Below are 26218 nucleotides of genomic sequence, written 5' to 3'. Positions count from 1 at the left end.
GGCATTAGGGTGAAAAAACCTAAATTTCGACATGCGATTGAGAAAAAAATATGTTATGATCTCTTTAAGCTTAACGACAAGCGGATAAAGCGGATCTGAAGGAGAAAGAAAATGAAAAGAAGAACAGCTAGAGAAAAAGCTTTGCAGGCACTTTTTCAGATTGATGTCAGCGATATTGCACCGAACGATGCCATTGAGCACGCGCTTGATGGTGAAAAAACAGATGCCTTCTTTGAACAGCTGGTGTACGGAGTGATCGAACATCAGGTTCAGCTTGATGAAATGATTTCCGGCCATCTCGTCAATTGGAAGCTTGACCGGATTGCAAACGTAGACCGCGCGATCCTGCGTCTGGCGGTGTATGAAATGGTTTATTCTGACGACATTCCTGCTAACGTGTCATTAAACGAAGCAATCGAGCTGGCAAAACGGTTCGGCGACGATAAAGCTGCAAAATTCGTAAACGGGGTTCTTTCTAACATTAAAACTGATATCGAATCATAGGAGGAAAGAAAATGACTGCAACAATCATCGACGGAAAAGAAACGGCTAAAGAAAAACGCGAACAATTGGCAAAAGAAGTAGAAGAGCTGAAAGCACAAGGCGTAGTGCCTGGATTGGCGGTCATTTTAATCGGAGACGATCCCGCTTCTGTTTCATATGTGACAGGCAAGAAAAAAGCCGCTGAAACAATGGGAATGAAATTTAAGCTTGACCGCTTTGACTCAAGCTTAACCGAGGCGGAGCTTTTAACAGTGATTGATCAGTATAATCAAAATCCGGAATTCCACGGCATTCTCGTCCAGCTGCCGCTCCCGGATCATATTTCTGAAAAAGCCGTAATCGAGCGGATCTCCCCTGATAAGGATGTTGACGGTTTCCACCCTCTCAACGTCGGGAAAATGCTGCTTGGCGAAGATACATTTCTTCCATGCACGCCGCACGGAATTGTCGAGTTATTGAAAAAGACGAACGTAGATCTTTCCGGCAAAGAAGTTGTTGTAGTCGGACGAAGCAATATTGTCGGTAAACCGGTCGGCCAGCTGCTGCTGAACGAAAACGCGACCGTCACATATTGCCATTCCCGCACGAAAAATATGTCTGAGCATACGAAAAAAGCAGATATTCTTGTGGTAGCGGTCGGTAAAGCGAACTTCATCAAAGCCGATCAAATCAAAGAGGGCGCCATTGTCATTGATGTCGGCGTCAACCGTCTCGAAAGCGGAAAACTCTGCGGAGACGTTCAGTTTGATGAAGCGAAAGAAAAAGCATCTTTCATTACGCCGGTGCCGGGCGGAGTAGGTCCGATGACCATCACAATGCTTGCGCATAATACTGTTAAATCTGCCAGACGTACGTTATCATAGATAACCGGAGACAGTCACAAAAATTGTGACAATGAGCACGATACCCGCTTCTTAAGGCTCCTTTCAGCCAGAGCGGGTTTTCTTAGTTTAGGGCAAAAAGCCTTTATGAAAGGAGTGCAGGATGTGAGTGAAGCGGCATATGTCACGGTTTCCGCGCTGACCAAATACATTAAACGAAAATTCGATGTGGACCCTCATCTTGAAGACATTTGGATTAAGGGTGAGCTCTCCAATGTTAAAATTCATACGAGAGGCCACATCTATTTTACATTAAAAGATGAGCATGCCCGCATGCAGGCCGTCATGTTTCAGAGGCAAAGTTCGAGGCTTGCGTTTAAGCCAGAAGACGGAATGAAGGTCATCGTAAGAGGCGGCATCTCCGTCTATGAACCGAGCGGAAGCTATCAGCTGTACGCGAAAGAAATGCAGCCGGACGGTGTGGGGGCGCTCTACTTAGCATATGAAGAATTAAAGAAAAAACTTGCCGGCGAAGGGTTGTTTGATGACCGGCATAAGCAGGCCATCCCCGCTTTTCCGGCCACGATCGGGGTCGTCACGTCACCGACGGGAGCAGCCGTCAGAGACGTCATTACCACACTCAAAAGAAGATACCCCCTTGTGAAAGTCATTGTGCTTCCCGCGCTCGTTCAAGGTGAAAATGCCAGCAGATCGATTGTGAAGCGCATTGAAGAAGCCAATGCACAAAAAATGTGTGACGTCCTGATCGTCGGAAGGGGAGGGGGCTCGATCGAAGAATTGTGGGCATTTAACGAAGAAATCGTGGCCCGGGCGATTTTTGCTTCCGCCATTCCGATTATATCAGCCGTCGGACATGAAACAGATTTTACAATCAGTGATTTCGTCGCGGATATCCGGGCGGCAACGCCGACAGGAGCGGCAGAAATCGCCGTCCCCCACACGACGGACTTAATGGAACGGACAAAAACGGCGGAAGTCCGCCTGACAAGAGCGATGCAGCAGCATATCAGCAAGAAAAAAGAACGGGTTCAATCGCTCCAGTCATCCTACGCGTTCCGTTTTCCGAAACGATTGTATACCCAAAAAGAACAGCAGTTTGACCTTTTGTATCAGCAGTTCCAATCACAGCTCACAGGGCTTACGGACAGGAAACAAAGGCAGCTGGAGCGGAATACGTACAGATTAACGGCGCTTCACCCTGAAACCCAGCTGAAACAGGCGAAAAAACGGTACGAGGAGCGCTCAAATCAGCTCGCCCGAAGCATGAATGTCCAGTTGAAGCAGCTTCATTCGCAGTTTCAGACGGTTCTTGGTAAACTGAATGCATTAAGTCCCCTTCAGGTGATGGAGAGAGGATACAGCCTGGCCTATAAAGACAAAGAGCTGATCAAAAGCGTTGATCAAGTGGAACAAAATGATACGCTTGAAGTAAAGATGACAGACGGCGTTCTGACGTGTGAAGTATTGCAAAAGAGAGGCGAACGATAATGACAGAAACCAAAAAAAGTGAAGAGCTGACATTTGAAGAGGCGATGAAAGGCCTTGAAGGCATTGTGGCAAAGCTTGAAGAAGGAGACGTGCCGCTGGAGCAGGCGATTAATTATTTTCAGGAAGGGATGGCCCTTTCAAAAATGTGCCATGAAAAGCTTCAGCATGTCGAAAAGCAAATGGACTTTATTTTAAAAGATAACGGCGAACTTGCACCTTTCAGCGTTCAGGAGGAAGACGAAGGTGACAAATAAACTGGACGCATTTTTAGCATCGCGCAAACAACTGATTGAACAGCAGCTTTCTTTGTATACAGAACGGCTTGCGATGCCGGAAACCCTCAAAAAATCTATGCTGTATTCTTTGGAAGCGGGCGGAAAGAGGCTGCGCCCCCTCGTCGTCTTAGCCGTTCTGAATGCTTACGGAAAAGATGAAAAAGACGGGATTCCGGTCGGATGCGCTGTCGAAATGATTCATACGTATTCTTTAATCCATGATGATCTGCCTTGCATGGACGATGATGATCTGCGCCGGGGAAAGCCCACAAACCATAAAGTCTTCGGAGAAGCGGCAGCCGTATTGGCCGGAGACGGGCTTCTGACAGAAAGCTTTAAACTGATCACATCTCATGTGTCTGAGGCGGTTTCAGCAGAAAAACGACTCCGTCTCGTCGATGAGCTGATCAGCGCGGCGGGAACGGAAGGAATGGTCGGCGGACAGGCTGCCGACATGGAAGCGGAACAAAAGCGGATAACGCTTGAGGAGCTGGAATCCATCCACGAGCGGAAAACGGCCAAGCTCCTCGGTTTTTCCGTGACGGCGGGCGCCATTTTGGCAGATGCGCCGGAGGATGAAGTCGAAAAGCTGCGTCTGTTCAGCAGCCATATCGGCATCGGATTTCAAATCAGAGACGACATCCTTGATATTGAAGGGCATGAGGAGAGGATCGGCAAACCGGTCGGCTCAGATACGTCGAACGAAAAATCAACGTATCCGTCGCTTTTAACGCTTGAAGGCGCGAAAGAAAAGCTTGCGTATCATATCAGCGAGGCGAAACAGATCATCAGCGGCCTTTCTCTTCAGAAAGAACTGCTGCATGACCTCTGTGATTTAATCGCGGCGAGAGATCATTAAAAACGGTCCTGATTTGAAGGGGCTGCCGCTCCTATGGTAAAATGTAAGCAGTTTCGATGAAAATACAAAGGGAGTCTTTTTCTTTTTTCAAAAAGACACTGTTTAATTTGCAGAAATTCATGCTGAAAGTGAGTTGATCCGCTTTGGATCTTTTATCAATACAGGACCCGTCATTTCTTAAAAAGATGTCAATTGAACAGCTGGAAGAGCTGAGTGAGGAGATCCGCAATTTCCTCATCACATCGCTGTCTGCCTCTGGCGGCCATATCGGGCCGAACCTCGGGGTTGTCGAGCTGACAATTGCGCTTCACAAAGAATTTGACAGTCCGAAAGATAAATTTTTATGGGATGTCGGACATCAGTCCTATGTTCATAAACTGTTAACCGGACGCGGCAAGGAGTTTGAAACCTTGCGCCAATATAAAGGGCTTTGCGGTTTCCCGAAACGCAGCGAAAGCGAACATGACGTATGGGAAACAGGCCACAGCTCAACCTCGCTCTCAGGCGCGATGGGAATGGCTGCCGCCCGTGATATTAAAGGATCGAAAGAATATATCATCCCGATTATCGGAGACGGCGCTTTAACCGGAGGAATGGCGCTTGAAGCGCTGAACCATATCGGTGATGAGAAAAAAGACATGATCGTCATCCTGAATGATAATGAGATGAGCATTGCGCCGAATGTCGGGGCGATTCATTCTATGCTGGGACGGCTTCGCACGGCCGGCAAATATCAATGGGTAAAAGACGAGCTTGAATATTTATTTAAGCGCATCCCGGCCGTCGGCGGAAAATTGGCCGCCACAGCTGAACGGATAAAAGACAGTTTGAAATATATGCTTGTGTCAGGCATGTTTTTTGAAGAGCTGGGCTTTACGTATTTAGGCCCGGTTGATGGTCATTCCTACCACGAACTGTTTGAAAACCTGCAATACGCCAAAAAAACGAAAGGCCCTGTCCTGTTACATGTCATCACGAAAAAGGGCAAAGGCTATAAACCGGCTGAGACCGACACAATCGGCACATGGCACGGAACGGGTCCTTATAAAATCAATACGGGTGATTTCGTCAAGCCGAAAGCCGCGGCGCCTTCATGGAGCGGACTTGTCAGCGGCACCGTGCAGGAGCTGGCACGTGAGGATGACAGAATTGTCGCCATTACACCGGCCATGCCGGTCGGCTCCAAACTGGAAGGGTTTGCGAAAGAATTCCCTGAACGCATGTTTGATGTCGGAATCGCAGAACAGCATGCGGCGACGATGGCGGCTGGAATGGCGCTCCAAGGCATGAAGCCGTTTCTTGCGATTTATTCGACCTTTTTGCAGCGGGCGTACGATCAGGTCGTCCATGACATCTGCCGTCAAAACGCGAATGTATTTATCGGCATTGACCGCGCCGGTTTGGTCGGCGCTGACGGGGAGACGCATCAAGGCGTCTTTGACATCGCCTTTTTGCGGCATATACCAAACCTCGTTTTAATGATGCCGAAGGATGAAAATGAAGGCCGCCATATGGTCAATACAGCCCTTAATTATGAGGAGGGTCCGATCGCGATGCGCTTCCCGCGCGGAAACGGGCTCGGCGTAAAGATGGATAAAGAGCTGAAAACCATTCCGATCGGAACATGGGAAGTGCTCCGTCCCGGAAAAGACGCGGTCATTTTAACATTCGGTACGACCATTGAAATGGCGCTGGAAGCGGCTGAAGAACTGCAAAAAGAAGGCCTGTCCGTGCGTGTCGTGAATGCGCGGTTCATAAAACCGATTGATAAACAAATGATGAAGGCCATTCTTAATGAAGGTCTGCCGATTTTAACGATAGAAGAAGCCGTGCTTGAAGGCGGATTCGGCAGCACGATTCTTGAATACGCTCATGACCTCGGCATGTATCATACACCGATTGACAGAATGGGCATCCCAGACCGGTTTATTGAACACGGCAGCGTAACCGCCCTGCTTGAAGAAATCGGTCTCACTAAGGCTGAGGTTATGAACCGGATCAAACTGCTGATGCCGCCGAAGACACATAAAGGAATTGGATCATGACAGCAAAAAAAGAACGATTAGATGTACTTCTTGTAGAAAAAGGCCTTGCGGAAACGCGGGAAAAAGCGAAACGCGCCATTATGGCGGGCATCGTATACTCAAATGAAAACCGATTGGACAAACCGGGTGAAAAAATCGCCCGGGATCTTCCGTTAACGGTAAAAGGAAACCCTCTTAAATACGTCAGCAGAGGCGGATTAAAGCTTGAAAAAGCCCTGGAAGTGTTTCCCGTCTCGGTAAAAGGCAAAACGATGATTGACATCGGCTCGTCTACGGGGGGATTCACGGATTGCGCCCTCCAAAACGGAGCCGAGCGGTCCTACGCAGTGGATGTCGGCTATAATCAGCTTGCTTGGAAGCTCAGACAGGACGAGAGGGTCGTCGTCATGGAACGAACGAATTTCCGCTATTCCGAGCCTTCCGATTTCACAGAGGGTTTGCCGGAATTTGCGACAATCGATGTTTCTTTCATCTCACTCCGCCTCATTCTGCCGGTTTTAAAAACGCTGCTTGTACCGGGGAGCGATTGTATCGCACTGGTGAAGCCGCAATTTGAAGCCGGGCGGGAATCCGTCGGAAAAAAAGGCATTGTCAGAGATCCCGGCGTTCATACTGACGTTCTCCGCCGCATGAATCAATTTGCCGCTTCTGAAGGATATACAGTGAAAGGACTGTCCTTCTCACCGATTACAGGGGGAGACGGCAATATTGAGTTTCTGCTTCATTTGGAATGGGGCGGAGAAGACGGAAACGGCGCTGAACTGCCGGAAGAAGACATTCTCCGTACCGTCCGCGAAGCACATGAGACATTAAAAGCCAAAAAGACAGATGTACCGGAATAATAGGGGGCTATTATTCCTTTTTTCTGCCATCATGTACTTTTTATCAAGAAGCGGTTAACATAATGACAAGAACAGCTTGAAAACAGAGGTGCTTACATGACAAAAGGCCAAAGGCATATAAAAATCAGAGAGCTTATTACAAGCCATGAGATTGAAACGCAGGATGACTTAGTTGACATGCTGAGAGAAGAAGGATATAAGGTAACTCAGGCGACTGTCTCCAGAGACATTAAAGAGCTGCATCTCGTTAAGGTGCCGACAAACAACGGCTCCTACAAATACAGCCTGCCGGCGGATCAGCGGTTCAATCCGCTGTCAAAACTGAAGCGTTCATTAATGGATGCGTTCGTAAAAATTGACTCAGCAAGCCATATGATCGTATTAAAAACGATGCCGGGGAATGCTCAGGCAATCGGCGCTCTGATGGATAATCTCGAATGGGAAGAAATCATGGGCACGATTTGCGGAGATGACACGATCTTAATCATCTGCAGGACGCCTGAAGATACGGAGGGCGTTCAAAGCCGTCTTTTGGAGCTGCTGTAGCGTAATTATCAGATAAAAGGTGGAATGCTGTTTGTTAGCTGAACTATCAATAAAAAACTTTGCCATTATAGAGGAACTGACGATTTCGTTTGAACGGGGGCTCACCGTCCTGACGGGAGAAACAGGGGCCGGCAAGTCAATTATTATAGACGCCGTTTCCCTATTAGTCGGCGGCCGCGGCTCGTCTGAATTTGTCCGTTACGGTGAAACAAAGGCCGAGCTTGAAGGACTGTTTCTTTTGGACAGCGGTCATCCCGTTTTTGAAGTATGCCGTGAGCAGGGAATAGACGCATCTGACGACATGATTGTCATGAGAAGGGACATTAATGCCGGAGGAAAAAGCGTCTGCCGTGTCAACGGAAAATTAGTGACGATTGCGGCTTTGAGGGAAATCGGCAGACTTTTATTAGATATTCACGGACAGCATGATAACCAGCTGTTAATGGAGGACGATAAACACTTAGAGCTGTTGGACAGGTTTGCGGGCGCTGAGGCCGAATCCGCGCTTCAGGCTTACCATGAAGGCTATGAGCGTTATATGAAGCTGCTCAAAAAAGTGAAGAAGCTGTCAGAAAGCGAGCAGGAAATGGCGCATCGGTTAGACCTGATTCAATTTCAGCTTGAAGAAATCGAGTCGGCGAAGCTTGAATTGAATGAAGACGAGCTTCTTCAGGAAGAACGGAAGCAGATATCCAATTTCGAAAAAATTTATGAATCATTGCAAAACGCCTATAATGCGCTCCGCAGCGAGCAGGGGGGGCTTGACTGGGTCGGAATGGCCTCTGCCCAGCTTGAAGATATTTCGGATATCAATGAACCGCTGCAAAAGCTGTCTGAAAGTGTGTCAAGTTCCTATTATCTGCTGGAGGATGCAACCTTTCAGATGCGCAATCTGTTAGATGATCTGGAATATGACCCGGAACGGCTGAATTTTATTGAAACCCGTTTAAACGAAATTAAACAGCTGAAGCGCAAATACGGAGCGACGGTAGAAGACATTTTGGAATACGGCTCTAAAATAGAAGAGGAAATCGATCAAATCGAGAACCGCGACAGCCACCTTGAAGCGCTGAAGAAGGAATTGGAGTCGGTCGGCAAAGATGTGGCCGTAGAAGCCGCCAATTTATCAAAAATCAGAAAAGCTTGGGCTAAGAAACTGGCGGAAGCGATTCATCAGGAATTAAAAAGTCTGTATATGGGCAAATCAACGTTTGATACGGAATTTCTCGTGAAAACCGATCCGTCAGCCAGTGAAGCACCGGTTGTTAACGGGCAGCCCGTGCAGCTTACCCAAAAGGGGATTGACCTTGTGAAGTTTTTAATTTCAACAAACACCGGTGAGCCTTTAAAACCGCTGTCAAAGGTCGCTTCCGGAGGCGAGCTTTCAAGGGTGATGCTGGCGATGAAGAGTATTTTTTCTTCCCAGCAGGATGTCACCTCCATCATCTTTGACGAAGTGGACACCGGTGTAAGCGGGCGGGTTGCCCAAGCCATCGCGGAAAAAATCCATAAAGTATCGACCGGTTCACAGGTGCTCTGCATTACACACCTGCCGCAGGTTGCCGCTATGGCGGATACGCACCTTCTAATCGCAAAAGAATTCAAAGACGGCCGGACGACAACGCATGTCACGCCGCTTTCCAAACAGGACAAGGTAGCGGAAATCGGCCGCATGATTGCGGGCGTCGAAGTGACCGATCTGACAAAACGGCATGCACAAGAGCTTTTAAAACAGGCCGGACAGGTAAAAACGACAGGATAAGCTGCTGATACAGGCAGCTTATTTTTTTGTTCCATTTCTCTAACAGTGTATCCAATGTTTTTCTTCGTATGCCGGTTATAAATCAAGCGCAGGAAGGCAAAAGTATAGATGTAGCAGAAAAAGAAAGTGGTGTGGGATAGGAGCGAGGAGAGTGAAGGAATGAATGCACGATAACATGAGGAAAGCAATAGGTGTAATTCTCCTTGTTTCTTTACTAAGTGTAGGCTTTTTTAAGCCATTTAAAGAATATTTACTGATACCATCAGAAATGAGCGTCTTTGAAAACCAGACACAGGCCGTTTCGGTCAATGCATCAATAAGCGCTGAAAAGGGCGAATTATCAGAAGCCTTTACGCTGAAAGAAGAGCACGGCCATGCAAACATAACAGGGCAAACACAAGGCCGGTCAGAAGTAGTATATGATCTTGCCGGATTTCCCATTAAAAAAACGAAAGTGCGTGTCCTTCCAGAATTGAAGGTCATTCCGGGCGGACAGTCCATCGGTGTAAAACTGCATTCAGTCGGTGTTTTGGTGGTCGGTTTTCACCAAGTGATGACAAAGGATGGAAAAAAGTCTCCGGGAGAACAAGCGGGAATTGAATCTGGCGACATCATTATTAAAATGAACGGACATAAAATTGAAAAAATGAGCGACATCGCCCCGTTTATTCAAAAAGCGGGCAAAACCGGTGAATCTTTGGATTTATTGGTGAAACGCGATAAGCAAAAAATCAAAACAAAGCTGATTCCGACAAAGGACGAAGCCGAGGGGAAATATCGAATCGGCCTTTATATCCGCGATTCGGCAGCCGGCATCGGCACCATGACTTTTTTTGAACCGAAAACAAAAAAATACGGCGCATTGGGCCACGTCATCTCTGATATGGATACAAAAAAACCGATTGTTGTAGAAGACGGAGAAATCGTCCGTTCAACTGTAACATCAATTGAAAAAGGAAAAGGCGGCAATCCCGGCGAAAAACTGGCAAGGTTTTCGTCAGAACGGAAAACGATCGGCGATATTAACCGCAACAGCCCGTTCGGCATCTTCGGGACACTGCATCAGCCGATTAAAAACAACATTTCCGACAAAGCGCTTCCGATTGCTTTGTCAAATGAAGTAAAAAAAGGACCTGCGCAAATGCTGACGGTTATCGAAAACGATAAAGTAGAGAAATTTGATATTGAAATCGTCAGCACCACGCCGCAAAAATTCCCGGCGACAAAGGGAATGGTGTTGAAAGTGACAGATCCGAAACTGCTGAAAAGAACCGGCGGAATCGTTCAGGGGATGAGCGGAAGCCCGATCATCCAGAACGGAAAGGTCGTCGGAGCCGTAACCCACGTATTTGTCAATGATCCGACAAGCGGCTACGGCGTTCATATCGAATGGATGCTGTCTGAAGCGGGTGTTGATGTTTACGGGAAAGACAAAGCAAGCTGACTGCCGGATGATCCGGCAGTTTTTTTATGTGATGCGTTCTTCACTTCTTTCCTGGATTCATGTAAAATAAGACATGAAGATTTTTCGACAAATTCACGTTTCCTGATTTGTCAAACTTAATTTTTAGTCGAAAAACCTAGAAAATGCTAGAAAAACAAAGATATACCACTATTATTGGTAAATATGGATTTTTTAAAAGGGGAAGTAGTGGTTTTGTCGAATGTAACATGTAGCAGTCAAATGGGTTGCGTCCTGTTAATACATTGGGGGAGGAAGAAACGTGGAGAAAATTAAAGTTTGTGTTGCTGATGATAATCGAGAGCTTGTAAGCCTGTTGAGTGAATATATAGAGGGACAGGATGATATGGAAGTGATCGGCGTTGCTTATAACGGACAGGAATGTCTTTCTTTGTTTAAAGATAAGAATCCAGATGTGCTCGTTTTAGACATTATCATGCCGCATCTGGATGGACTTGCGGTTTTGGAGCGTCTGCGGGAATCAGAGCTCGAGAAGCAGCCGAACGTCATCATGCTGACGGCATTCGGTCAGGAAGACGTTACGAAAAAAGCCGTCGATTTAGGCGCGTCCTATTTCATCCTGAAGCCGTTTGATATGGAAAACCTTGTCGGCCATATCCGCCAGGTAAGCGGAAATGTCAGCAGTGTCACACACCGTGCGCCGTCTGCGCAAAGCAGCATTATCCGCAGCCAGCCTGAGCCGAAGCGGAAAAATCTCGATGCCAGCATTACAAGCATTATCCATGAGATCGGTGTGCCTGCCCATATCAAAGGCTATCTTTATTTGCGTGAAGCCATTTCCATGGTGTATAACGATATTGAACTCCTCGGCAGCATCACAAAAGTCCTTTATCCCGACATCGCCAAAAAATTTAACACGACCGCAAGCCGTGTAGAACGGGCCATCCGCCACGCCATTGAAGTCGCATGGAGCAGGGGAAATATTGATTCCATTTCTTCACTGTTCGGATATACGGTAAGCATGACAAAAGCAAAACCAACCAACTCGGAATTCATCGCGATGGTTGCTGACAAGCTGAGATTGGAGCATAAAGCTTCGTAACGCAAGCTTTTGGCTAGATGTCTTTTTCACGCCTTCTATTCCGTGCATGAACGCGGAAGAGAAGGCGTTTTGAAATTTTGCTGGCGAAAACAATGGAAATCACTCACGCCGTTACTTGTTCTATACATAAATGCGGGATCTATGCCGTCTACACGTATAATACCGGAGCTGATATTTTAATGATTTTGCCGTCTCTGAAATAAAAGCGGGGGACGCGGCGGCTTAACACAGATAAGACTTCGTAGCTGATCGTACCGAGCATTTCGGCAATTTCATCAACGGAAATCTCGGCACCTTGTTGTTTACCGTAGATGACGACTTCTTCTCCTTGTTTGCCCTCATTCTCACCTAAACTGACCATGATCATATCCATTGTCACTCTCCCCGCCACCGGCACCCGTCTGCCGCGGTGAAGAATAAACCCGCGGTTGGACAGGGCGCGGGAGTAACCGTCACCATAGCCGATCGGAATCGTCGCGATGATTTCACCCGGTTCGGCGATATATGTGGCGCCATAACTGACGGTCCGGGGATCTGTCACCATAGCTTTCACATAAGCGATACGCGCCTTTAAACTTAGTGCGGGTGTGAGATCCACGAGGTTCAGTTCCTTTATCGAGGCGGACGGATATAAACCATATAACCCAATGCCTAAACGGATCATGTCGGCGCTGAATTCCGGGAATGCGATAGCGGCGGCTGTATTGCACATATGCACGGTAGGCAGCGTAATGTCTTGATTTTTTAAAAAGCGGAGAAAGCTGATAAACTTTTCGTGCTGCAGCATCGTCAGCTCAGTGTCCGGTTCATCCGCTGTTGAAAAATGTGTAAAGATGCCATCCCATGACAGATATGTACTCGACTTGAGCGCTTTCACCACTGCTAAAAGATCTTCTTCCGTACGCACACCCAGCCGGCCCATTCCCGTATCCACATTGATATGAATGGACAGCCGTTTCGAATCTGCTTCTTTTTCCAATATCCGATTCGCTTTTTTGATCCAGCTGACTTGAAACGCTGATAATGTTATGTTCCAAACGGCAGATTTTTTCACACAGCTGAGAGCTGTGAAGCCGAGCACAAGAATAGGTGCCGTAATTCCCGCTCTCCGTAACACAATTCCCTCTTCGACGCTGGCGACAGCGAGCTCGCTTGCCCCGCTTTCCAGTGCCTGCCGCGCTACTTCCACAGAGCCGTGGCCATAAGCGTTCGCTTTTACGACGGCCATAATTTTAGACGTATTCGGAATATGGCGGCGGATCGCCCGTACGTTCTTTTTTATCGCATCAAGGTCAACTTCAATCCAAACTTCCCGGCAAAGTTTTTTCATCACGATTCCTTCTTTCCTTAATGAGTTTCAGTACTCATGCTTTCAATCTGCATTCTATTCACCTTGAACTGAAATCATTCAAAACAAGGGAAGGTGATCGCTGATGTTTAAAAATCAAGTTTTTGGGAAATCAGTGTGTCTGCTTTATTTATGCTGAAAGGGCTGCATGGCAGCCCTTAAATTGACTTTACAATATTCTGATCTGAAAATTGATGTTCAAACATTTTGGACTGGCTTACAGCATTGTTTTGAATGACAATGCCGATATTTCCCCCTCCGGCACCGAAAACAGTTTTTGATGCAGTCAGCGGACTGATGGATATGGCGCCGCCAACATTGACAACTCCGTTTCCTGATACGTTGTTTATCGTAATCGGGCAACCGCTCATTCTATTTTTTCTCCTTTCTCTCACAGTCTACTAACTATATGTACGCTGTGATATGGAATAAGATTAAACAAAACGGCAAAAAGAATCCGGCTGCTGCCAGCCGGAAAGGGAGGGAAATACGGATGTCATAATGTTTTCGTTACATTTTGATCAGAGTATTGAGAGCTTGAAGATTGAGATGTACTGGATTGATTCATTTGCAGGACCATCCCTGTATTTCCCCCACCTGAGCCGTAGACGGTTTTTGATACGGTTAAAGGACTTATCGAAAACGCACCGCCGACATTGACAACCCCGTTTCCGGAAAGACTGTTAATCGTAATAGGAAAACCAGCCATCATATACGGTCTCCTTTCTATTAATCTATTTACTATATGTACGCTGTGTATTAGAAATAGGAGTAAACAAAGCGGTAAAAACTTGTAAATCAAAAAAACTGCCGGACATCCGGCAGTTTTTTTAGTCTACTTTTCAAACGGCACCCAGCCGCCTGTATTCTGAATCATTTCCCATAACGGTTCAGGAAGTCGGTATTTCTCAATTTCAGATGCTTGAATGGCTTTTTCGATTTCCTGTTCGCGGCCTTCTTTGACCAGCACCGCCCATTCGGGGTTAATCAAAATGACACGTCCCAGAGCCACCAGCGGAATTCCGCTTTCTAATACAGCAAGTGCTTCGTCCGCGGTATAGATGGAACCGACGGCCATCAGCGGCACTTTATGGCCGACGCGTTCGTTTAACAAATCCATCCGCGTCCGTGAAGAATCCGCCCCGCGGCGGGCTTTGGAGTTGACATCCATCAGTGAAATATGCAGATAATCCAAGTTCTCTTCCGCAAGCGCGTCGGCGAGCATGAATGTTTCTTTCATTGTAAGCCCCGGTGTTTCCGGCTCTTCCGGTGACAGGCGGTAGCCGAGAACGAATGGATTTTCAGCGTGTGTATCAATTGCCTGTTTGACAGCGTCAACGACTGCAAGCGGGAACGCAAGGCGCTTTTCATCGCTTCCGCCCCAGCGGTCTGTGCGCCGGTTTGTTTTCGGTGAATAAAATTGGTGAATCAGGTATCCGTTTGCCCCGTGAATTTCAACACCGTCAAAGCCGGCTTCAATCGCTCTGCGTGTCGCTTCGCCGAATGCTTTCACGATGTGCTCAATTTCTTGTTCGGTGAGAGCCCGGGACGTTTGTCTCCCGTCTTCTTCTGAGCCGCTCGGACTGACGACGTCGTTGTTTGGCACGAGTTCAGGAGGGCATTCCAATCCTCCGTGGTGAATCTGCACAACGGCTTTCGCTCCTTGAGACTGGATCGCCTGAGCGAGTTTTTTCAAGCCGGGAATGTGAGAATCATCATAGATGCCGGGCTGGCCTGGAAACGCTTTGCCGTCCGGCGTTACGTTTGCACATGCCGTAATGACCATGCCCATTTCTTTTGAACGGGGAGTAATGTAGCTTAATTCACGGTCGGAAATTGTTCCGTCATCATTTGATGAATAGTGTGTCATCGGTGCAACTGAAATACGGTTTGGTATGGTGACGCCGCTTTCGAACGTAAAAGGTTCAAACAGCGGTTTATAAGTTTGCTTCATCATTTCGCCTTCTTCCTTAGGAGTTTAACTCGTCCGTATTCTAGCTTATGTTTTAATTGTGTGCAATTATTTTGCTTGTTCTTCTTCCTGAGGTTATGACCGGCTGAACCATTTAAACGAATGAAACGGTTTTCTCCGTTCCTTTTCAGGATCTTTATATCCTCCTGAAATTTGATGGCCGATCGAGCTGAATATGACAGCGGCGGCGAAGAGGAGAATGATTTTTTTCATATACATATCTTCTTTCTTATCTTTTACAAGGTTATTTATAAGCATACGCTTGTGCGAAAAAACCGTCAATTTGTTTTTATTTATTCTTTTTTCCACTTTCCTGCGGCGAATATCGTTCCGATCTGAATCACAACACTTAACAGAGCGCACACTGCCACAACTGTGTTGCTGTCCATAGAAGACACCCTCCTTTTTGTTAGGTTGATGTATCATATGACAGCTGTCTCTGTTTTGACAAAACCGTAATGCGGTGTTTCATATTTTTCAACACAAAAAGGGCGCTTTTTTAAGCGCCTTTACTTTTTTTTCAGCCGGTTCAAAGCGATTTGAACGGCGATGGCGTCATCCAGGTAGCCGATCGGAAACATGTAATCCGGAATGACGTCGGTCGCTAAAATATAATACAGCAGCGCGCTCCCGAGAATCGCGCGGTCTTCAGCCGGTGTTGATTCATCCATATACTGATGATGCATGTTTTTCAAATGATCAATAAAAGGGCCGACGCTTTCTTCATTGTCCATTTTCTTTTGAAACTCATCGCAAATCAGGCGATGGCCCTGCTGGGTTTTGGCATATTGTTCATATCTGGTCAGTTCGCGCTCAATTTGCTCCCGGGAAAAAGGCTGATCAAACATCTCGGCCATATTCAGCATATCCTGAATCGCGTGCATCGGGTCTTGCGGCGCAGCTTCTTTTTCATGGCCGATGTCTATGCCTGACGCCTCAAGCAATTCCTCCAGCGGGGTGCGGAGATGTTTTGAAAATTCCTGAAGATGCTTTAAATTGGCCTTCTGCTTGCCGTTTATAATCCGGGAGATGGTGGCCGTATCAATGTTTGTTAAGGCGCCGAGTTTTCTCATGGAGAGCGAGTGCTTATCAAGCAGTGATTTTAAAAGGGGCCCCAGTGTCGTATTTTTATTTTCTGTCAAGGGTGTCACCTCGTTTCCGCCGGAATGATGATCATTAATCAATAATTTTTGCAGAATAGGTACCTTTTCTGTGCTGCTGAATAGGATAGTGTAGATTCAACGGCACAACATGTTGAAAAGACATCAAAGAATGGAGAGAAACGAACATGGCTTGGTTATTGATTTTAGGTTTGGCAGTGTCCTCGAGCATTGATAATTTAGGAGTGGGGATGTCATACGGCATCAGAAAAATCAAAATATCGCATGCGTCAAATATGATGATCGCTTTTATCTGTTTTGTATTCAGTTATATCGGAATTTATTTCGGCAAATGGATTTCAGCCGTTTTACCGGGCTTTCTTCCTGTATTACTGGCGGCGTTTATTTTATCTGTCATCGGTATCCGCATCATTCTGCTGGCTGTGCCGAGAAAAACAGCGCGTGTTGGCGCGTCAGGAAAAAAAGGCCGTTTTGCCGGTCTGCTGCAAAATCCGGAGGCAGCGGATGCCGACGGTTCGGGAGAAATCGGTATATTGGAATCCATGGTTCTCGGGGTGGCCGTATCCGCAAATGCGCTGACCAACGGATTAAGCGCGGGGTTGATCGGGCTTTCTCCCGCTGCCATTTCCATCACTGCGGCGGTCGGAAGCTTTCTGACCATATGGATCGGCTGCTCGCTTGGAAAAAAAGCCGCGTCACTGCGCATCGGTTCTTTTCACGTCGGACAGTTCAGCACGGTGCTGAGCGGAGTGATTATTCTCATCATTGCCGCCAATACGCTGCTCTTTTAAGTTGTCCCGTTCATTTTATGAAAAGCTCAAAATAAATATGAATGTTTCTATTCGGGAGAGCGCATGACGCGGCTCTCTTTTTTTGCCGATCTGATATTTTTTCAAAATGAACAGAAAGTCGTCCGTTTCCGTTAAATTCTGCATATTCGGCCTTCAGACAGAACCTTTTTCATAGACTGATCAGCTTGTTTTCTTTCTAAGTTCAGGTAAACAGCAGGTCAGATAGCCTTCATTCCAAATATGGAAAAGCGCTGGAGGAATGGAGGCTCCCTTTACAAATCGGCTATTCTGTTCAAAGATAAAGCCGAATGAGAAAACGTGAGGTGATCTGTGTGAAGTCTGTCATACTTCTGATCTTCACCGCATGGCTGTTATCAGGCTGCGAGTATACCGCGGAGGCTGATGCGGCGCCGTCATTTACACAGGAAGGAACATTTATAAAAGCGGCCGGAAACGATACGATCGCGGTCGAAATTGACGGAGAAAGGCAAGAGGTGAAGGTGCCTTTCGCTAAGCGGTTTGAATGTCAGTCTCTGCCTGAACATACGGCGGTGCAAATCACCTATAAAAAAGAGAGCAACGGACAATTACGGCTTGAGGAACTGAAAAAAGAAACAGATATGTGAAAACGGGGAGGAAAAAACGTGGGTTTACTGACAAAAAGCGCTGCTGCCTTCGGTGCCGCTCTGCTTCTGCTTGCGCCGTCTGCTTATGCAGCTGAACCTTTGCAAGGGAAAACCATTTATATCGATGCCGGACATGGCGGAGAAGACAGCGGGGCCGGCGGAAATGGACTGCTTGAGAAAAACATCAATTTAGCGGTGTCAAACAAGGTGATCGACAAATTGGAGACAGAAGGCGCAAAACCTGTTGCTTCAAGGACTGACGATACTTTTTTACGTTTGGACGAGCGGGTGGCGAAAGCAAGCGCCAGCCAATCCGATTTATTCGTCAGCCTCCATACGAATTCAGCCGTCTCAACGGCATCGGGCACGGAAACGTATTTTAATTCGACATATGAAGGAGCAGACAGCGAAAGGCTTGCTTCCGACATCCAGCAGCAGCTTGTCACGTCTTTAGGGATGAAGGACAGAGGCGTAAAAGAAGCTCCTTTTTATGTCATTACATATTCAAAGATGCCGAGTGTGCTGGCTGAATTAGGTTTTATCACAAATCCTCAAGATGCGGACAAGCTGAAAAGCGATAACGGACAAGAGCACGCCGCGGACGCCGTTGTAAACGGAATCGAAACCTATTACAGCGGACGGTAATTATAAAATATGTGTAAATAGCGCCCTCCTTATGTGCATAACGATTATAATAGAGAAAACCGATGACAAACACCTGAGGTGACACATATGACGAATATTTTTGCCCACCGGGGGGCGTCGGGCGACTGCCCTGAAAATACGATGCCCGCGTTCAAAAAAGCGATTGAGGACGGGGCTGACGGAATCGAACTTGATGTACAGATGACAAAAGATGGCCGGATCGTGGTCATTCACGATGAAACACTCGACCGCACGACGTCTTTGAAAGGATTTGTGAAAGATACGGCGTATGACAAAATCAGAACCGCCGATGCCGCCGGAAAATGGAAAGATGCTTTTAAAGGTGTCAGAATTCCGCTTTTGTCAGATGTGCTGCGTTTTGCGGAACGTGGTGATTTTCTGATAAACATTGAGCTGAAAAACAGTGTATTCCGTTACGAAGGAATGGAAGAAGAAGTGATTAAAAAAGTCAGATATTACGGACTGGAAAAGCGCGTTATTTTTTCTTCATTTAATCATGAGAGTCTTGCGGTTTGCCACGCCTTGGCGCCTGAAATTGAACGGGCGGTGCTGACAATGGATGTGCTGTACCGGCCTGAACGGTATCTTGCCGCCATTCCCGCTTCGGGTTATCATCCGAAGCTCGGTACGCCGGCGGTGAGCGCTGAAGTGATCAAACATCTTGCAAAACACCAAGCGGCGCTCCGTCCGTTCACCGTCAATCGTCCTGAGGATATGAAGCAGCTGATGAAAGCGGGAGCAGACGCAATTTTTACCGATTATCCAAAGCTGGCTGTTTCTATAAAAGAAGAATGCCGCAGCTGAGAAGACTGTTCAGACAGTCTTCTTTTTTTATGGGCGGGAAAAAGGCGGTGCACTCATAACTCGGTCAGCCGGTTCATATATTGTAACAGGGCGTTTTGTGTAAGCGTTATCTTTTATCTTATTGAAAGTGAGGCAAAATTGTGGGAAAAACGGTTATCGTCAGTGCGGCAAGAACGCCGTTCGGAAAATTTGGCGGCGCATTAAAAGAGGTAAAGGCGGCCGAGCTTGGCGGCATCGCCATAAAAGAAGCAATCAAGCGCGCCGCTATCAGTGAAAGCGAAGCGGAAGGAACGGTGATGGGAATGGTCGTCCAGGCGGGTGCCGGGCAGATTCCGGCACGGCAGGCTGCAAGATATGCCGGGCTTCCGTGGTCCGTTCCGGCTGAAACCATTAATAAGGTCTGTGCATCAGGGCTCAGGGCCGTTACTATCTGTGATCAAATGATCCGGGCGAAAGATGCGGACGTGCTGATTGCAGGCGGAATGGAAAGCATGAGCAACATTCCGTACGCCATTCCGGCCGGCCGCTGGGGTGTGAGGATGGGGGACGGGGTGTTTCAGGATTTAATGGTTCATGACGGGCTGACCTGTGCGTTCGACCAGGTGCATATGGCTGTCCACGGAAGCACTGCGGCCAAAAAGTACGGCATTTCCCGGGATGAACAGGATCATTACGCTCTTTTGAGCCAGAAACGCGCGGCTGAGGCGGCCGAGGCGGGCAAATTGCGTGAAGAAATTGTCCCCGTCACCTGGACCGGCAAAAAGGGCAAACAGCATACCGTTGAAGCGGATGAGGGGCTGCGCCCTGATACGAGCCTTGAGCAGCTCGCAGCGCTCAAGCCAATTTTTACAGCCGACGGAACGGTTACAGCCGGAAACGCTCCCGGTGTAAATGACGGGGCCGGAGCATTTGTGCTGATGTCAGAGGAAAAAGCCGCGAAGCAGCATGTCAGGCCGCTCGCAGCGATACTTGGCTTTGCGTCCGTCGGACTGGAAGCGTCCGAGCTGGCAAGCGCGCCGGGAGAGGCCATCAGCCGGCTCTTGAAAAAAACCGGACTGTCCGTTGACGATATTGATTTGTTTGAAGTAAATGAAGCATTTGCGTCCGTCGTGCTCGTGAGTGAAAAAATAGCCGGGTTCAGCCGGGAGAAAGTGAATGTAAACGGAGGGGCAATCGCGTTCGGCCACCCGATCGGCGCAAGCGGAGCGAGAATCATCATGAGTTTAATATACGAATTAAAGCGTCGCGGAGGGGGGTTAGGCATAGCGGCTATATGCAGCGGAGCGGCTCAAGGAGATGCTGTCCTGCTGGAGGTGTACTGATCAAAGGAGGGAGCGCCGGATGAAGATGAAAACAATCATGGTCGCAGGTGCCGGTCAGATGGGAGCAGGCATCGCTCAGACGGCCGCAGAAGCCGGGTTTACCGTCAAGTTATACGATTGGGAGCCGGAAACGGTAACAAAAGGTCTTCACCGCATAAAGACAAACCTGGAGAAAGAGCAGGCAAAAGGACGGAAGTCACAGAAGGAGACAGATGCCGTATTCAGCCGTATTTCCCCGGCGGAGCTCACAGAAGCGGGAGATGCTGATTTTATCATTGAAGCCATTGCCGAAAACAAAAAAGCAAAAGCGGAATTGTTTGACACACTTGATAAAATCTGTCCCCCTCATGCCGTATTGGCAAGCAATACGTCTTCTCTTCCCATTACGGAGCTTGCCGCGGCCACAAAAAGGCCTGAAAAAGTAATCGGCATGCATTTTATGAATCCGGTTCCTGTCATGGAGCTTGTCGAAGTCATCAGAGGACTCGCCACATCGGAAGAAACGGCGGAAACAGTAAAGAAGCTTGCCGTCCGGATGAATAAAACCCCTGTCGAAGTCAATGACTTCCCGGGCTTTATATCTAATCGCATATTAATGCCGATGATTAACGAAGCCGTTTATTGCCTTTACGAAGGAGCAGCTTCAAAGGAAGCGATTGATGAGGTGATGAAGCTCGGCATGCGGCATCCGATGGGTCCTTTAACATTAGCTGACTTCATCGGGCTGGATACGTGCCTTTCCATTATGGAGGTTCTCTATGCGGGGCTCGGAGATCCGAAATACCGCCCATGCCCTCTGCTCAGAAAATATGTCAGCGCCGGCTGGCTCGGCAAAAAAAGCGGGCGCGGTTTTTATGAGTACGGCAGATGACGTAAAGATCATGAGGGGAGACGGCAGCCATGCATTTTACAGAAGAGCACATCATGATGAGAAAAATGGTGCGTGATTTTGCCCGCAAGGAAATCGCGCCGGTGGTTGAGTTCATGGAATCAACAGATGAATTTCCGGAGCGGCTGATTAAAAAAATGGGCGAAGCGGGATTGATGGGCATTCCCGTCCCGGAAGCTTACGGCGGGGCGGGTGCTGATACAACATCTTACATTTTAGCGATTCATGAAATATCAAAAGTCAGCGCGGCCGTCGGCGTCATTTTGTCCGTCCACACATCGGTAGGGACAATCCCGATTTTGCATTTCGGGACAGAAGCCCAAAAACAAACGTATATTCCGAAGCTGGCAGCGGGCGAATATATTGGGGCTTTTGCGCTTACTGAGCCTCAATCCGGATCTGATGCGGGGAGCCTGAAAACAAGAGCCGTGCGAAAAGGCGATTCATATATTCTGAACGGTTCAAAAATCTTTATTACAAACGGCGGAGCGGCAGATCTGTATCTGACATTCGCCATAACCGATCCAGGTAAGGGGAGAAAGGGAATTTCCGCGTTTATCATTGAGAAAAACACACCCGGTTTTTCTGTCGGAAAAAAAGAAAAAAAGCTCGGACTGTTAGGTTCCAATACTGTCGAATTGCAGTTTGACCAAGCGGAAATTCCGATTGAAAACCGGCTCGGCGAAGAGGGCGAGGGCTTTTCAATCGCCATGAAAAACCTTGACGTCGGACGGATCGGCATAGCGGCTCAGGCGCTCGGGATTATCGAAGCGGCGCTCGGCTGCTCGGTGGAGTACGCCAAAACCCGCAGCCAGTTCGGCAGACCCATCGCTTCGAATCAGGCCGTTTCATTTAAATTATCTGACATGGCGACGAATGCGGAAGCTGCCAAATTATTGGTCTATCATGCCGCTGATCTGTATCAGCGAGGGCTTCCGTGCGGAAAAGAAGCATCTATGGCGAAGCAATTCGCGTCCGATGCGGCGATGAAAGCGGCGGTGGAGGCTGTGCAGATTCACGGCGGCTACGGCTATATGAAAGAGTATCCCGCGGAGCGTTTATTTCGGGATGCGAAAGTCACGCAAATTTATGAAGGAACCAATGAGATTCAAAGGCTGATTATTTCTAAGTATCTTCTTCAATAAAAAGTGCGCAAAGGAGCGAAACCATGGAATCTTATTCTCCCGGTTTAGATGGCGTCATTGCGGTGGAAACGGGGATTTCTTTCCTGGATACACAGCAGGGCAGTATTTTAATCAAAGGCCACGATCTGATTGAGCTTTCTAAAACGGCCGGCTATATGGACATTGTTCATCTCTTATTGGAAGACAGACTTCCTGATGTGAAAGAGAAGGCGGCGCTTGAAGAAGACGTTCGGCGCGGCGGACACCTTCCCGAGGAAATCTTGCACATATGCCGTCTGCTGCCCGATCATACTCACCCGATGGACGGACTGAGGACGGGTTTGTCCGCGCTTGGAGGCTTTGACAAGGACATCGATGACCGCTCATCTTCCGTAAATCAGCACCGCGTACGCGGACTGATAGGCAAAATGCCGAATCTGACGGTCAACAGCTATCGAGTCATCAACGGGCTGGAGCCTTTGGCGCCGGTCGGAACCTTATCATACAGCGCAAACTTTTTATATATGATTACCGGAAAAACGCCGTCATCTTTGGAAGAAGAAATCTTCGACCGGTCGCTTCTTTTATACAGTGAGCATGAATTGCCGAACTCAACGTTTACGGCCCGTGTCATCGCTTCGACGCAATCGGATATTTACGGCGCGCTGACCGGAGCCGTCGCCTCGCTTAAGGGAAATCTTCACGGCGGAGCGAACGAAGCGGTTATGTACATGCTTGAGGAAGCGAAGGATACAGACGGGTTTACACAATTATTAACTCAAAAACTCGCAAACAAAGAAAAAATCATGGGCTTCGGCCACCGTGTCTACATGAAAAAAATGGACCCGAGGGCGCTCATGATGAAAGAAGCGTTGAAACAGCTGTCTGATCTTTCAGGTGATTTCCGTCTTTATCATATGTGTGAAGCCGGCGAAACCGTCATGCGGGAGAAAAAAGGCCTTTATCCGAATTTAGATTACTACGCAGCGCCGGTCTATTACATGCTCGGCATCCCGATACCGCTGTACACGCCTATATTCTTCAGCGCACGGACGGTCGGCCTGTGTGCCCACGTCATTGAACAGCACAGCCGAAACCGGCTTTTCCGCCCGCGTGTCCGCTATACCGGAGCGCGCCTGTAAACAGATGAGAAAGGAAGATGAAAACATGACAGAACCCCGCCGAATGGACGCTGTAATCGAAGAGATCTCTGATTACGTGCTCCATCAGGAGATTGACAGTTCAGAAGCTTTTACTACGGCAGGACATGTGCTTCTTGATACGATAGGCTGCGGAATTTTGGCGCTCAGCTATCCCGAATGTACAAAGCTGCTCGGCCCGATTGTCCCGGGAACCGCCGTGCCCAACGGCAGCAGAGTCCCGGGCACGCCTTTTGTTTTAGACCCGGTCACGGCTGCTTTTAATATCGGCTGTATCAACAGGTGGCTCGATTATAATGATACGTGGCTTGCGGCGGAATGGGGTCATCCGTCTGACAATCTCGGAGGCATATTGGCTTGTGCGGATTATATATCCAGAGTGCGGATTTCAGAAGGGAAAGAACCGCTTACCGTGCGCGATGTGCTTTGCGCAATGATCAAAGCGCACGAAATTCAAGGAATTCTCGCTTTGGAAAACAGCTTAAACAGAGTGGGGCTTGATCATGTGCTGTTTGTGAAAGTGGCGACTGCGGCTGTTTGCGCACAAATGCTGGGCGGCTCAAAAGAGGAAATCAATAACGCCGTATCTCACGCTTGGATTGATAATTCAAGCCTCAGAACGTATCGTCATGCGCCGAACACCGGATCACGCAAATCATGGGCGGCCGGCGACGCGACGAGCAGAGGCGTATATTTGGCCCTTATGGCGCAAAAAGGTGAAATGGGGTACCCGACGGCTCTGACCGCATCTGGGTGGGGATTTCAAGACGTATTGTTTAACCGGCAGGAAATGAAGCTTGCCCGCCCGCTTGGGTCCTATGTGATGGAGAATGTTTTGTTTAAAGTATCCTACCCGGCTGAATTTCACGCCCAGACAGCGGCGGAATGCGCGGTCCGGCTTCATCCTGAGGTGAAAGACCGCATCGAAGACATTGACAGGATCACGATTATGACCCATGAGTCGGCTATCCGGATTATCGATAAAAAAGGGCCGCTTCACAATCCGGCTGACCGGGATCACTGCCTCCAGTATATTACGGCAATCGGGCTGCTTTTCGGAGATATCACGGCGGATCATTATGAAGAGGAAACGGCGTCTGACCCGCGAATTGATACATTGCGGAGCAAAATGGAGGTGACGGAACACAAAGCGTACTCAAAAGATTACTTAGACCCGAATAAGCGATCCATATCAAATGCCGTACAGGTGCATTTTACAGACGGCACGGCTACGGGACGGATTGAATGTGAATACCCGCTCGGGCACCGGTTCCGCAGAAAAGAAGCCGTTCCGAAGATTCTTGCCAAGTTTTCAGCAAACATCAGCACTCATTTTTCATTGAAGCAGCAGCGTAAAATCAAAGAGGCCTGCGAACATAGCGGCCGAATGCAGAAGCTCAGCGTTAGTGAATTTATGGACTTATTTCTCGTATAAAATAGGAGGGTGACAAACATGACGTGGATCGTCAGCAAGCAGTCGTCTCAAGAGGAGCTTGCAGAGCGGTTCCGTACGCTGATGGCAGCGCCGGATCTATTGCAGATCCCCGGCGCTCACGATGCGATGGCCGCTCTTATCGCCAAGAAAACGGGGTTTTCGGCTCTTTATTTATCAGGCGCGGCTTACACGGCGAGCAGAGGGCTTCCCGATTTAGGGATCATCACGTCGGCGGAAATGGCTGAACGGGTTAAAGATCTGGTCCGCTCGTCTGATCTGCCCGTCCTTGTCGATATTGACACGGGTTTCGGAGGAGTGCTGAATGCCGCCCGGACGGCGAAAGAAATGTATGAAGCGCGCGCGGCCGCCGTCCAGATGGAGGATCAGCGCCTGCCGAAAAAATGCGGACATCTGAATGGGAAGCAGCTCGTGCCGATTGAAGAAATGGCGCAAAAAATCCAAGCGGTCAAGCGGGCCGCGCCGACTCTTCTTGTTGTTGCGAGAACAGACGCCAGACAGCAGGAAGGATTGGAGGGGGCATTAAAAAGGGCGTCCGCTTATATAAAAGCGGGTGCTGACGCTGTTTTTCCGGAAGCGCTCCAATCCGAAAGTGAATTCAGAGCGTTTTCCAAACAAATCAGTGTGCCGATTCTCGCAAACATGACTGAATTCGGAAAAACGCCGTATTACAGTGCTGATGAATTTTCCGATATGGGCTGTCAGATGGTCATTTACCCGGTCACGTCACTCAGAACGGCGGCCAAGGCTTTTGAGCGTATTTTCCGCCTTCTGAAAGAAGAAGGCTCGCAAAAAGAGGGGCTTTCGGATATGCAGACGAGAAAAGAATTATATGAAACGATCGCTTACGATGACTATGAAGAACTGGATCAATCCATTGCCAAAACGATACTGCCGGACGACTGAAAAAGCCCTTTTTTTTGCAAGGGCTTTTTTTACAGCTTTTTTTTCCTGAACCGCGGGCTGACTTGATTGCGTTTCCGATCTCTGTACAGAATAAACCCGGCCAGAACATAAAGGCCGAACAAAAAAAACGCCAATCCGGCCGCCCCCTGAAGAAAAAGGGACGGAAACGGGGAAAACGCATGCCCGAATAATGCATCTCTCATCAGCTTAATGCCGAGCGCCGCGACAGCGCCGGGGAGGACCAGAATCAAAAGCGCAACAAGCCGGCTCATATTCAGAAAACCCCTTTACGATATGTTTTCCTTTATTGTCCAATCGAAAAAATATTTTGTCAAGAGATCAAAACGT

General features: G+C 48.2%; 28 protein-coding genes. 21 read left to right on the top strand and 7 right to left on the bottom strand.

The features are described from left to right. Nucleotides 1-111: 111 nt before the first annotated feature. From nusB to spo0A, 11 genes are all read left to right on the top strand, one after another. Entirely contained in the window at nt 112-504 is a 393-nt protein-coding gene (gene nusB / locus JNUCC21_RS12945) for a transcription antitermination factor NusB (RefSeq protein WP_007408349.1), read from the top strand. Between the two features lie 11 nt (nt 505-515). Further along, the gene (gene folD / locus JNUCC21_RS12940) at nt 516-1367 is read left to right on the top strand and encodes a bifunctional methylenetetrahydrofolate dehydrogenase/methenyltetrahydrofolate cyclohydrolase FolD (RefSeq protein ID WP_007408350.1); all 852 of its coding nucleotides are present in this window, start codon (nt 516-518) and stop codon (nt 1365-1367) included. Nucleotides 1368-1490: 123 nt separating this feature from the next. Next, on the top strand, nt 1491-2834 hold the full coding sequence (gene xseA, locus JNUCC21_RS12935; RefSeq protein ID WP_007408351.1) for an exodeoxyribonuclease VII large subunit: 1344 nt from the start codon (nt 1491-1493) through the stop codon (nt 2832-2834). Continuing rightward, nucleotides 2834-3088, top strand: coding sequence for an exodeoxyribonuclease VII small subunit (locus tag JNUCC21_RS12930; RefSeq protein WP_007408352.1), 255 nt, complete (start codon nt 2834-2836; stop codon nt 3086-3088). Before xseA ends, JNUCC21_RS12930 begins: the two co-directional genes overlap by 1 nt. After that, a complete protein-coding gene (locus JNUCC21_RS12925; protein ID WP_007408353.1) occupies nt 3078-3968 on the top strand; it encodes a polyprenyl synthetase family protein in 891 nt (296 codons plus the stop codon). Before JNUCC21_RS12930 ends, JNUCC21_RS12925 begins: the two co-directional genes overlap by 11 nt. Nucleotides 3969-4111: 143 nt before the next feature. Then, a complete protein-coding gene (gene dxs / locus JNUCC21_RS12920; protein WP_012117963.1) occupies nt 4112-6013 on the top strand; it encodes a 1-deoxy-D-xylulose-5-phosphate synthase in 1902 nt (633 codons plus the stop codon). Further along, a complete protein-coding gene (locus tag JNUCC21_RS12915; RefSeq protein ID WP_007612503.1) occupies nt 6010-6855 on the top strand; it encodes a TlyA family RNA methyltransferase in 846 nt (281 codons plus the stop codon). The genes dxs and JNUCC21_RS12915 overlap by 4 nt, the downstream gene beginning before the upstream one ends. Nucleotides 6856-6951: 96 nt before the next feature. Continuing rightward, nucleotides 6952-7401, top strand: a complete 450-nt coding sequence (ahrC, locus tag JNUCC21_RS12910; RefSeq protein ID WP_003153173.1) for a transcriptional regulator AhrC/ArgR — start codon at nt 6952-6954, stop codon at nt 7399-7401. 31 nt (nt 7402-7432) lie between these two features. Next, nucleotides 7433-9163: a DNA repair protein RecN gene (gene recN, locus JNUCC21_RS12905; RefSeq protein WP_007408359.1), complete on the top strand. Its 1731-nt coding sequence runs from the start codon at nt 7433-7435 to the stop codon at nt 9161-9163. A 163-nt stretch (nt 9164-9326) separates the two neighbouring features. After that, nucleotides 9327-10607: a SpoIVB peptidase gene (gene spoIVB / locus JNUCC21_RS12900; protein WP_043020798.1), complete on the top strand. Its 1281-nt coding sequence runs from the start codon at nt 9327-9329 to the stop codon at nt 10605-10607. Between the two features lie 280 nt (nt 10608-10887). Beyond that, on the top strand, nt 10888-11688 hold the full coding sequence (gene spo0A / locus JNUCC21_RS12895; protein WP_003153177.1) for a sporulation transcription factor Spo0A: 801 nt from the start codon (nt 10888-10890) through the stop codon (nt 11686-11688). Nucleotides 11689-11836: 148 nt separating this feature from the next. On the opposite strand, the gene alr is transcribed toward spo0A, so the two are convergent. The 6 genes from alr to JNUCC21_RS12865 form a co-directional block, all read right to left on the bottom strand. Next, nucleotides 11837-13018 (bottom strand): alanine racemase, encoded by a 1182-nt coding sequence (gene alr / locus JNUCC21_RS12890; RefSeq protein WP_012117960.1) that lies wholly within the window; start codon nt 13016-13018, stop codon nt 11837-11839. A 176-nt stretch (nt 13019-13194) separates the two neighbouring features. Beyond that, nucleotides 13195-13407 (bottom strand): spore germination protein, encoded by a 213-nt coding sequence (locus tag JNUCC21_RS12885; protein ID WP_003153181.1) that lies wholly within the window; start codon nt 13405-13407, stop codon nt 13195-13197. Nucleotides 13408-13532: 125 nt separating this feature from the next. Beyond that, the gene (locus JNUCC21_RS12880; protein ID WP_007408362.1) at nt 13533-13745 is read right to left on the bottom strand and encodes a spore germination protein; all 213 of its coding nucleotides are present in this window, start codon (nt 13743-13745) and stop codon (nt 13533-13535) included. Nucleotides 13746-13871: 126 nt separating this feature from the next. Continuing rightward, on the bottom strand, nt 13872-14990 hold the full coding sequence (locus JNUCC21_RS12875; RefSeq protein WP_015240192.1) for an NADH-dependent flavin oxidoreductase: 1119 nt from the start codon (nt 14988-14990) through the stop codon (nt 13872-13874). Between the two features lie 93 nt (nt 14991-15083). Next, entirely contained in the window at nt 15084-15221 is a 138-nt protein-coding gene (locus JNUCC21_RS12870) for a hypothetical protein (protein ID WP_014470646.1), read from the bottom strand. Nucleotides 15222-15517: 296 nt separating this feature from the next. Beyond that, nucleotides 15518-16150: a helix-turn-helix domain-containing protein gene (locus JNUCC21_RS12865; RefSeq protein ID WP_007408365.1), complete on the bottom strand. Its 633-nt coding sequence runs from the start codon at nt 16148-16150 to the stop codon at nt 15518-15520. Between the two features lie 146 nt (nt 16151-16296). Between JNUCC21_RS12865 and ytaF the strand changes: the two genes are divergently transcribed. The 10 genes from ytaF to prpB all read left to right on the top strand — a co-directional run bounded on the left by ytaF (nt 16297) and on the right by prpB (nt 25870). Then, on the top strand, nt 16297-16920 hold the full coding sequence (gene ytaF / locus JNUCC21_RS12860; protein ID WP_007408366.1) for a sporulation membrane protein YtaF: 624 nt from the start codon (nt 16297-16299) through the stop codon (nt 16918-16920). Between the two features lie 308 nt (nt 16921-17228). Continuing rightward, nucleotides 17229-17546: a hypothetical protein gene (locus JNUCC21_RS12855; RefSeq protein WP_014721488.1), complete on the top strand. Its 318-nt coding sequence runs from the start codon at nt 17229-17231 to the stop codon at nt 17544-17546. Nucleotides 17547-17564: 18 nt separating this feature from the next. Beyond that, entirely contained in the window at nt 17565-18191 is a 627-nt protein-coding gene (locus tag JNUCC21_RS12850) for an N-acetylmuramoyl-L-alanine amidase (RefSeq protein ID WP_069007149.1), read from the top strand. An 87-nt stretch (nt 18192-18278) separates the two neighbouring features. Then, nucleotides 18279-19016, top strand: a complete 738-nt coding sequence (locus tag JNUCC21_RS12845; RefSeq protein WP_007408370.1) for a glycerophosphodiester phosphodiesterase — start codon at nt 18279-18281, stop codon at nt 19014-19016. 140 nt (nt 19017-19156) lie between these two features. Continuing rightward, a complete protein-coding gene (locus JNUCC21_RS12840) occupies nt 19157-20338 on the top strand; it encodes an acetyl-CoA C-acetyltransferase (RefSeq protein WP_369878204.1) in 1182 nt (393 codons plus the stop codon). 19 nt (nt 20339-20357) lie between these two features. Continuing rightward, nucleotides 20358-21209, top strand: coding sequence for a 3-hydroxybutyryl-CoA dehydrogenase (locus JNUCC21_RS12835; RefSeq protein WP_003153196.1), 852 nt, complete (start codon nt 20358-20360; stop codon nt 21207-21209). Between the two features lie 29 nt (nt 21210-21238). After that, nucleotides 21239-22372 (top strand): acyl-CoA dehydrogenase, encoded by a 1134-nt coding sequence (locus JNUCC21_RS12830; RefSeq protein WP_033574138.1) that lies wholly within the window; start codon nt 21239-21241, stop codon nt 22370-22372. 23 nt (nt 22373-22395) lie between these two features. After that, nucleotides 22396-23493: a citrate synthase gene (gene mmgD, locus JNUCC21_RS12825; RefSeq protein ID WP_150941305.1), complete on the top strand. Its 1098-nt coding sequence runs from the start codon at nt 22396-22398 to the stop codon at nt 23491-23493. A gap of 25 nt (nt 23494-23518) precedes the next feature. Continuing rightward, nucleotides 23519-24946: a bifunctional 2-methylcitrate dehydratase/aconitate hydratase gene (locus JNUCC21_RS12820; RefSeq protein WP_025284981.1), complete on the top strand. Its 1428-nt coding sequence runs from the start codon at nt 23519-23521 to the stop codon at nt 24944-24946. 18 nt (nt 24947-24964) lie between these two features. Next, complete coding sequence (gene prpB / locus JNUCC21_RS12815) at nt 24965-25870, top strand: methylisocitrate lyase (RefSeq protein WP_015417790.1); 906 nt, start codon at nt 24965-24967, stop codon at nt 25868-25870. A 29-nt stretch (nt 25871-25899) separates the two neighbouring features. Here the strand turns inward: prpB and JNUCC21_RS12810 are convergent, their stop codons facing one another. Then, the gene (locus JNUCC21_RS12810; RefSeq protein WP_007408378.1) at nt 25900-26142 is read right to left on the bottom strand and encodes a DUF2627 domain-containing protein; all 243 of its coding nucleotides are present in this window, start codon (nt 26140-26142) and stop codon (nt 25900-25902) included. Nucleotides 26143-26218: the final 76 nt, after the last annotated feature.

Source organism: Bacillus sp. JNUCC-21 (assembly GCF_041222765.1).
Lineage (GTDB): Bacteria > Bacillota > Bacilli > Bacillales > Bacillaceae > Bacillus > Bacillus velezensis.
The sequence above is the reverse complement of the archived record's forward strand: the minus strand, read 5'-3'. Positions and strand labels throughout refer to the sequence as shown.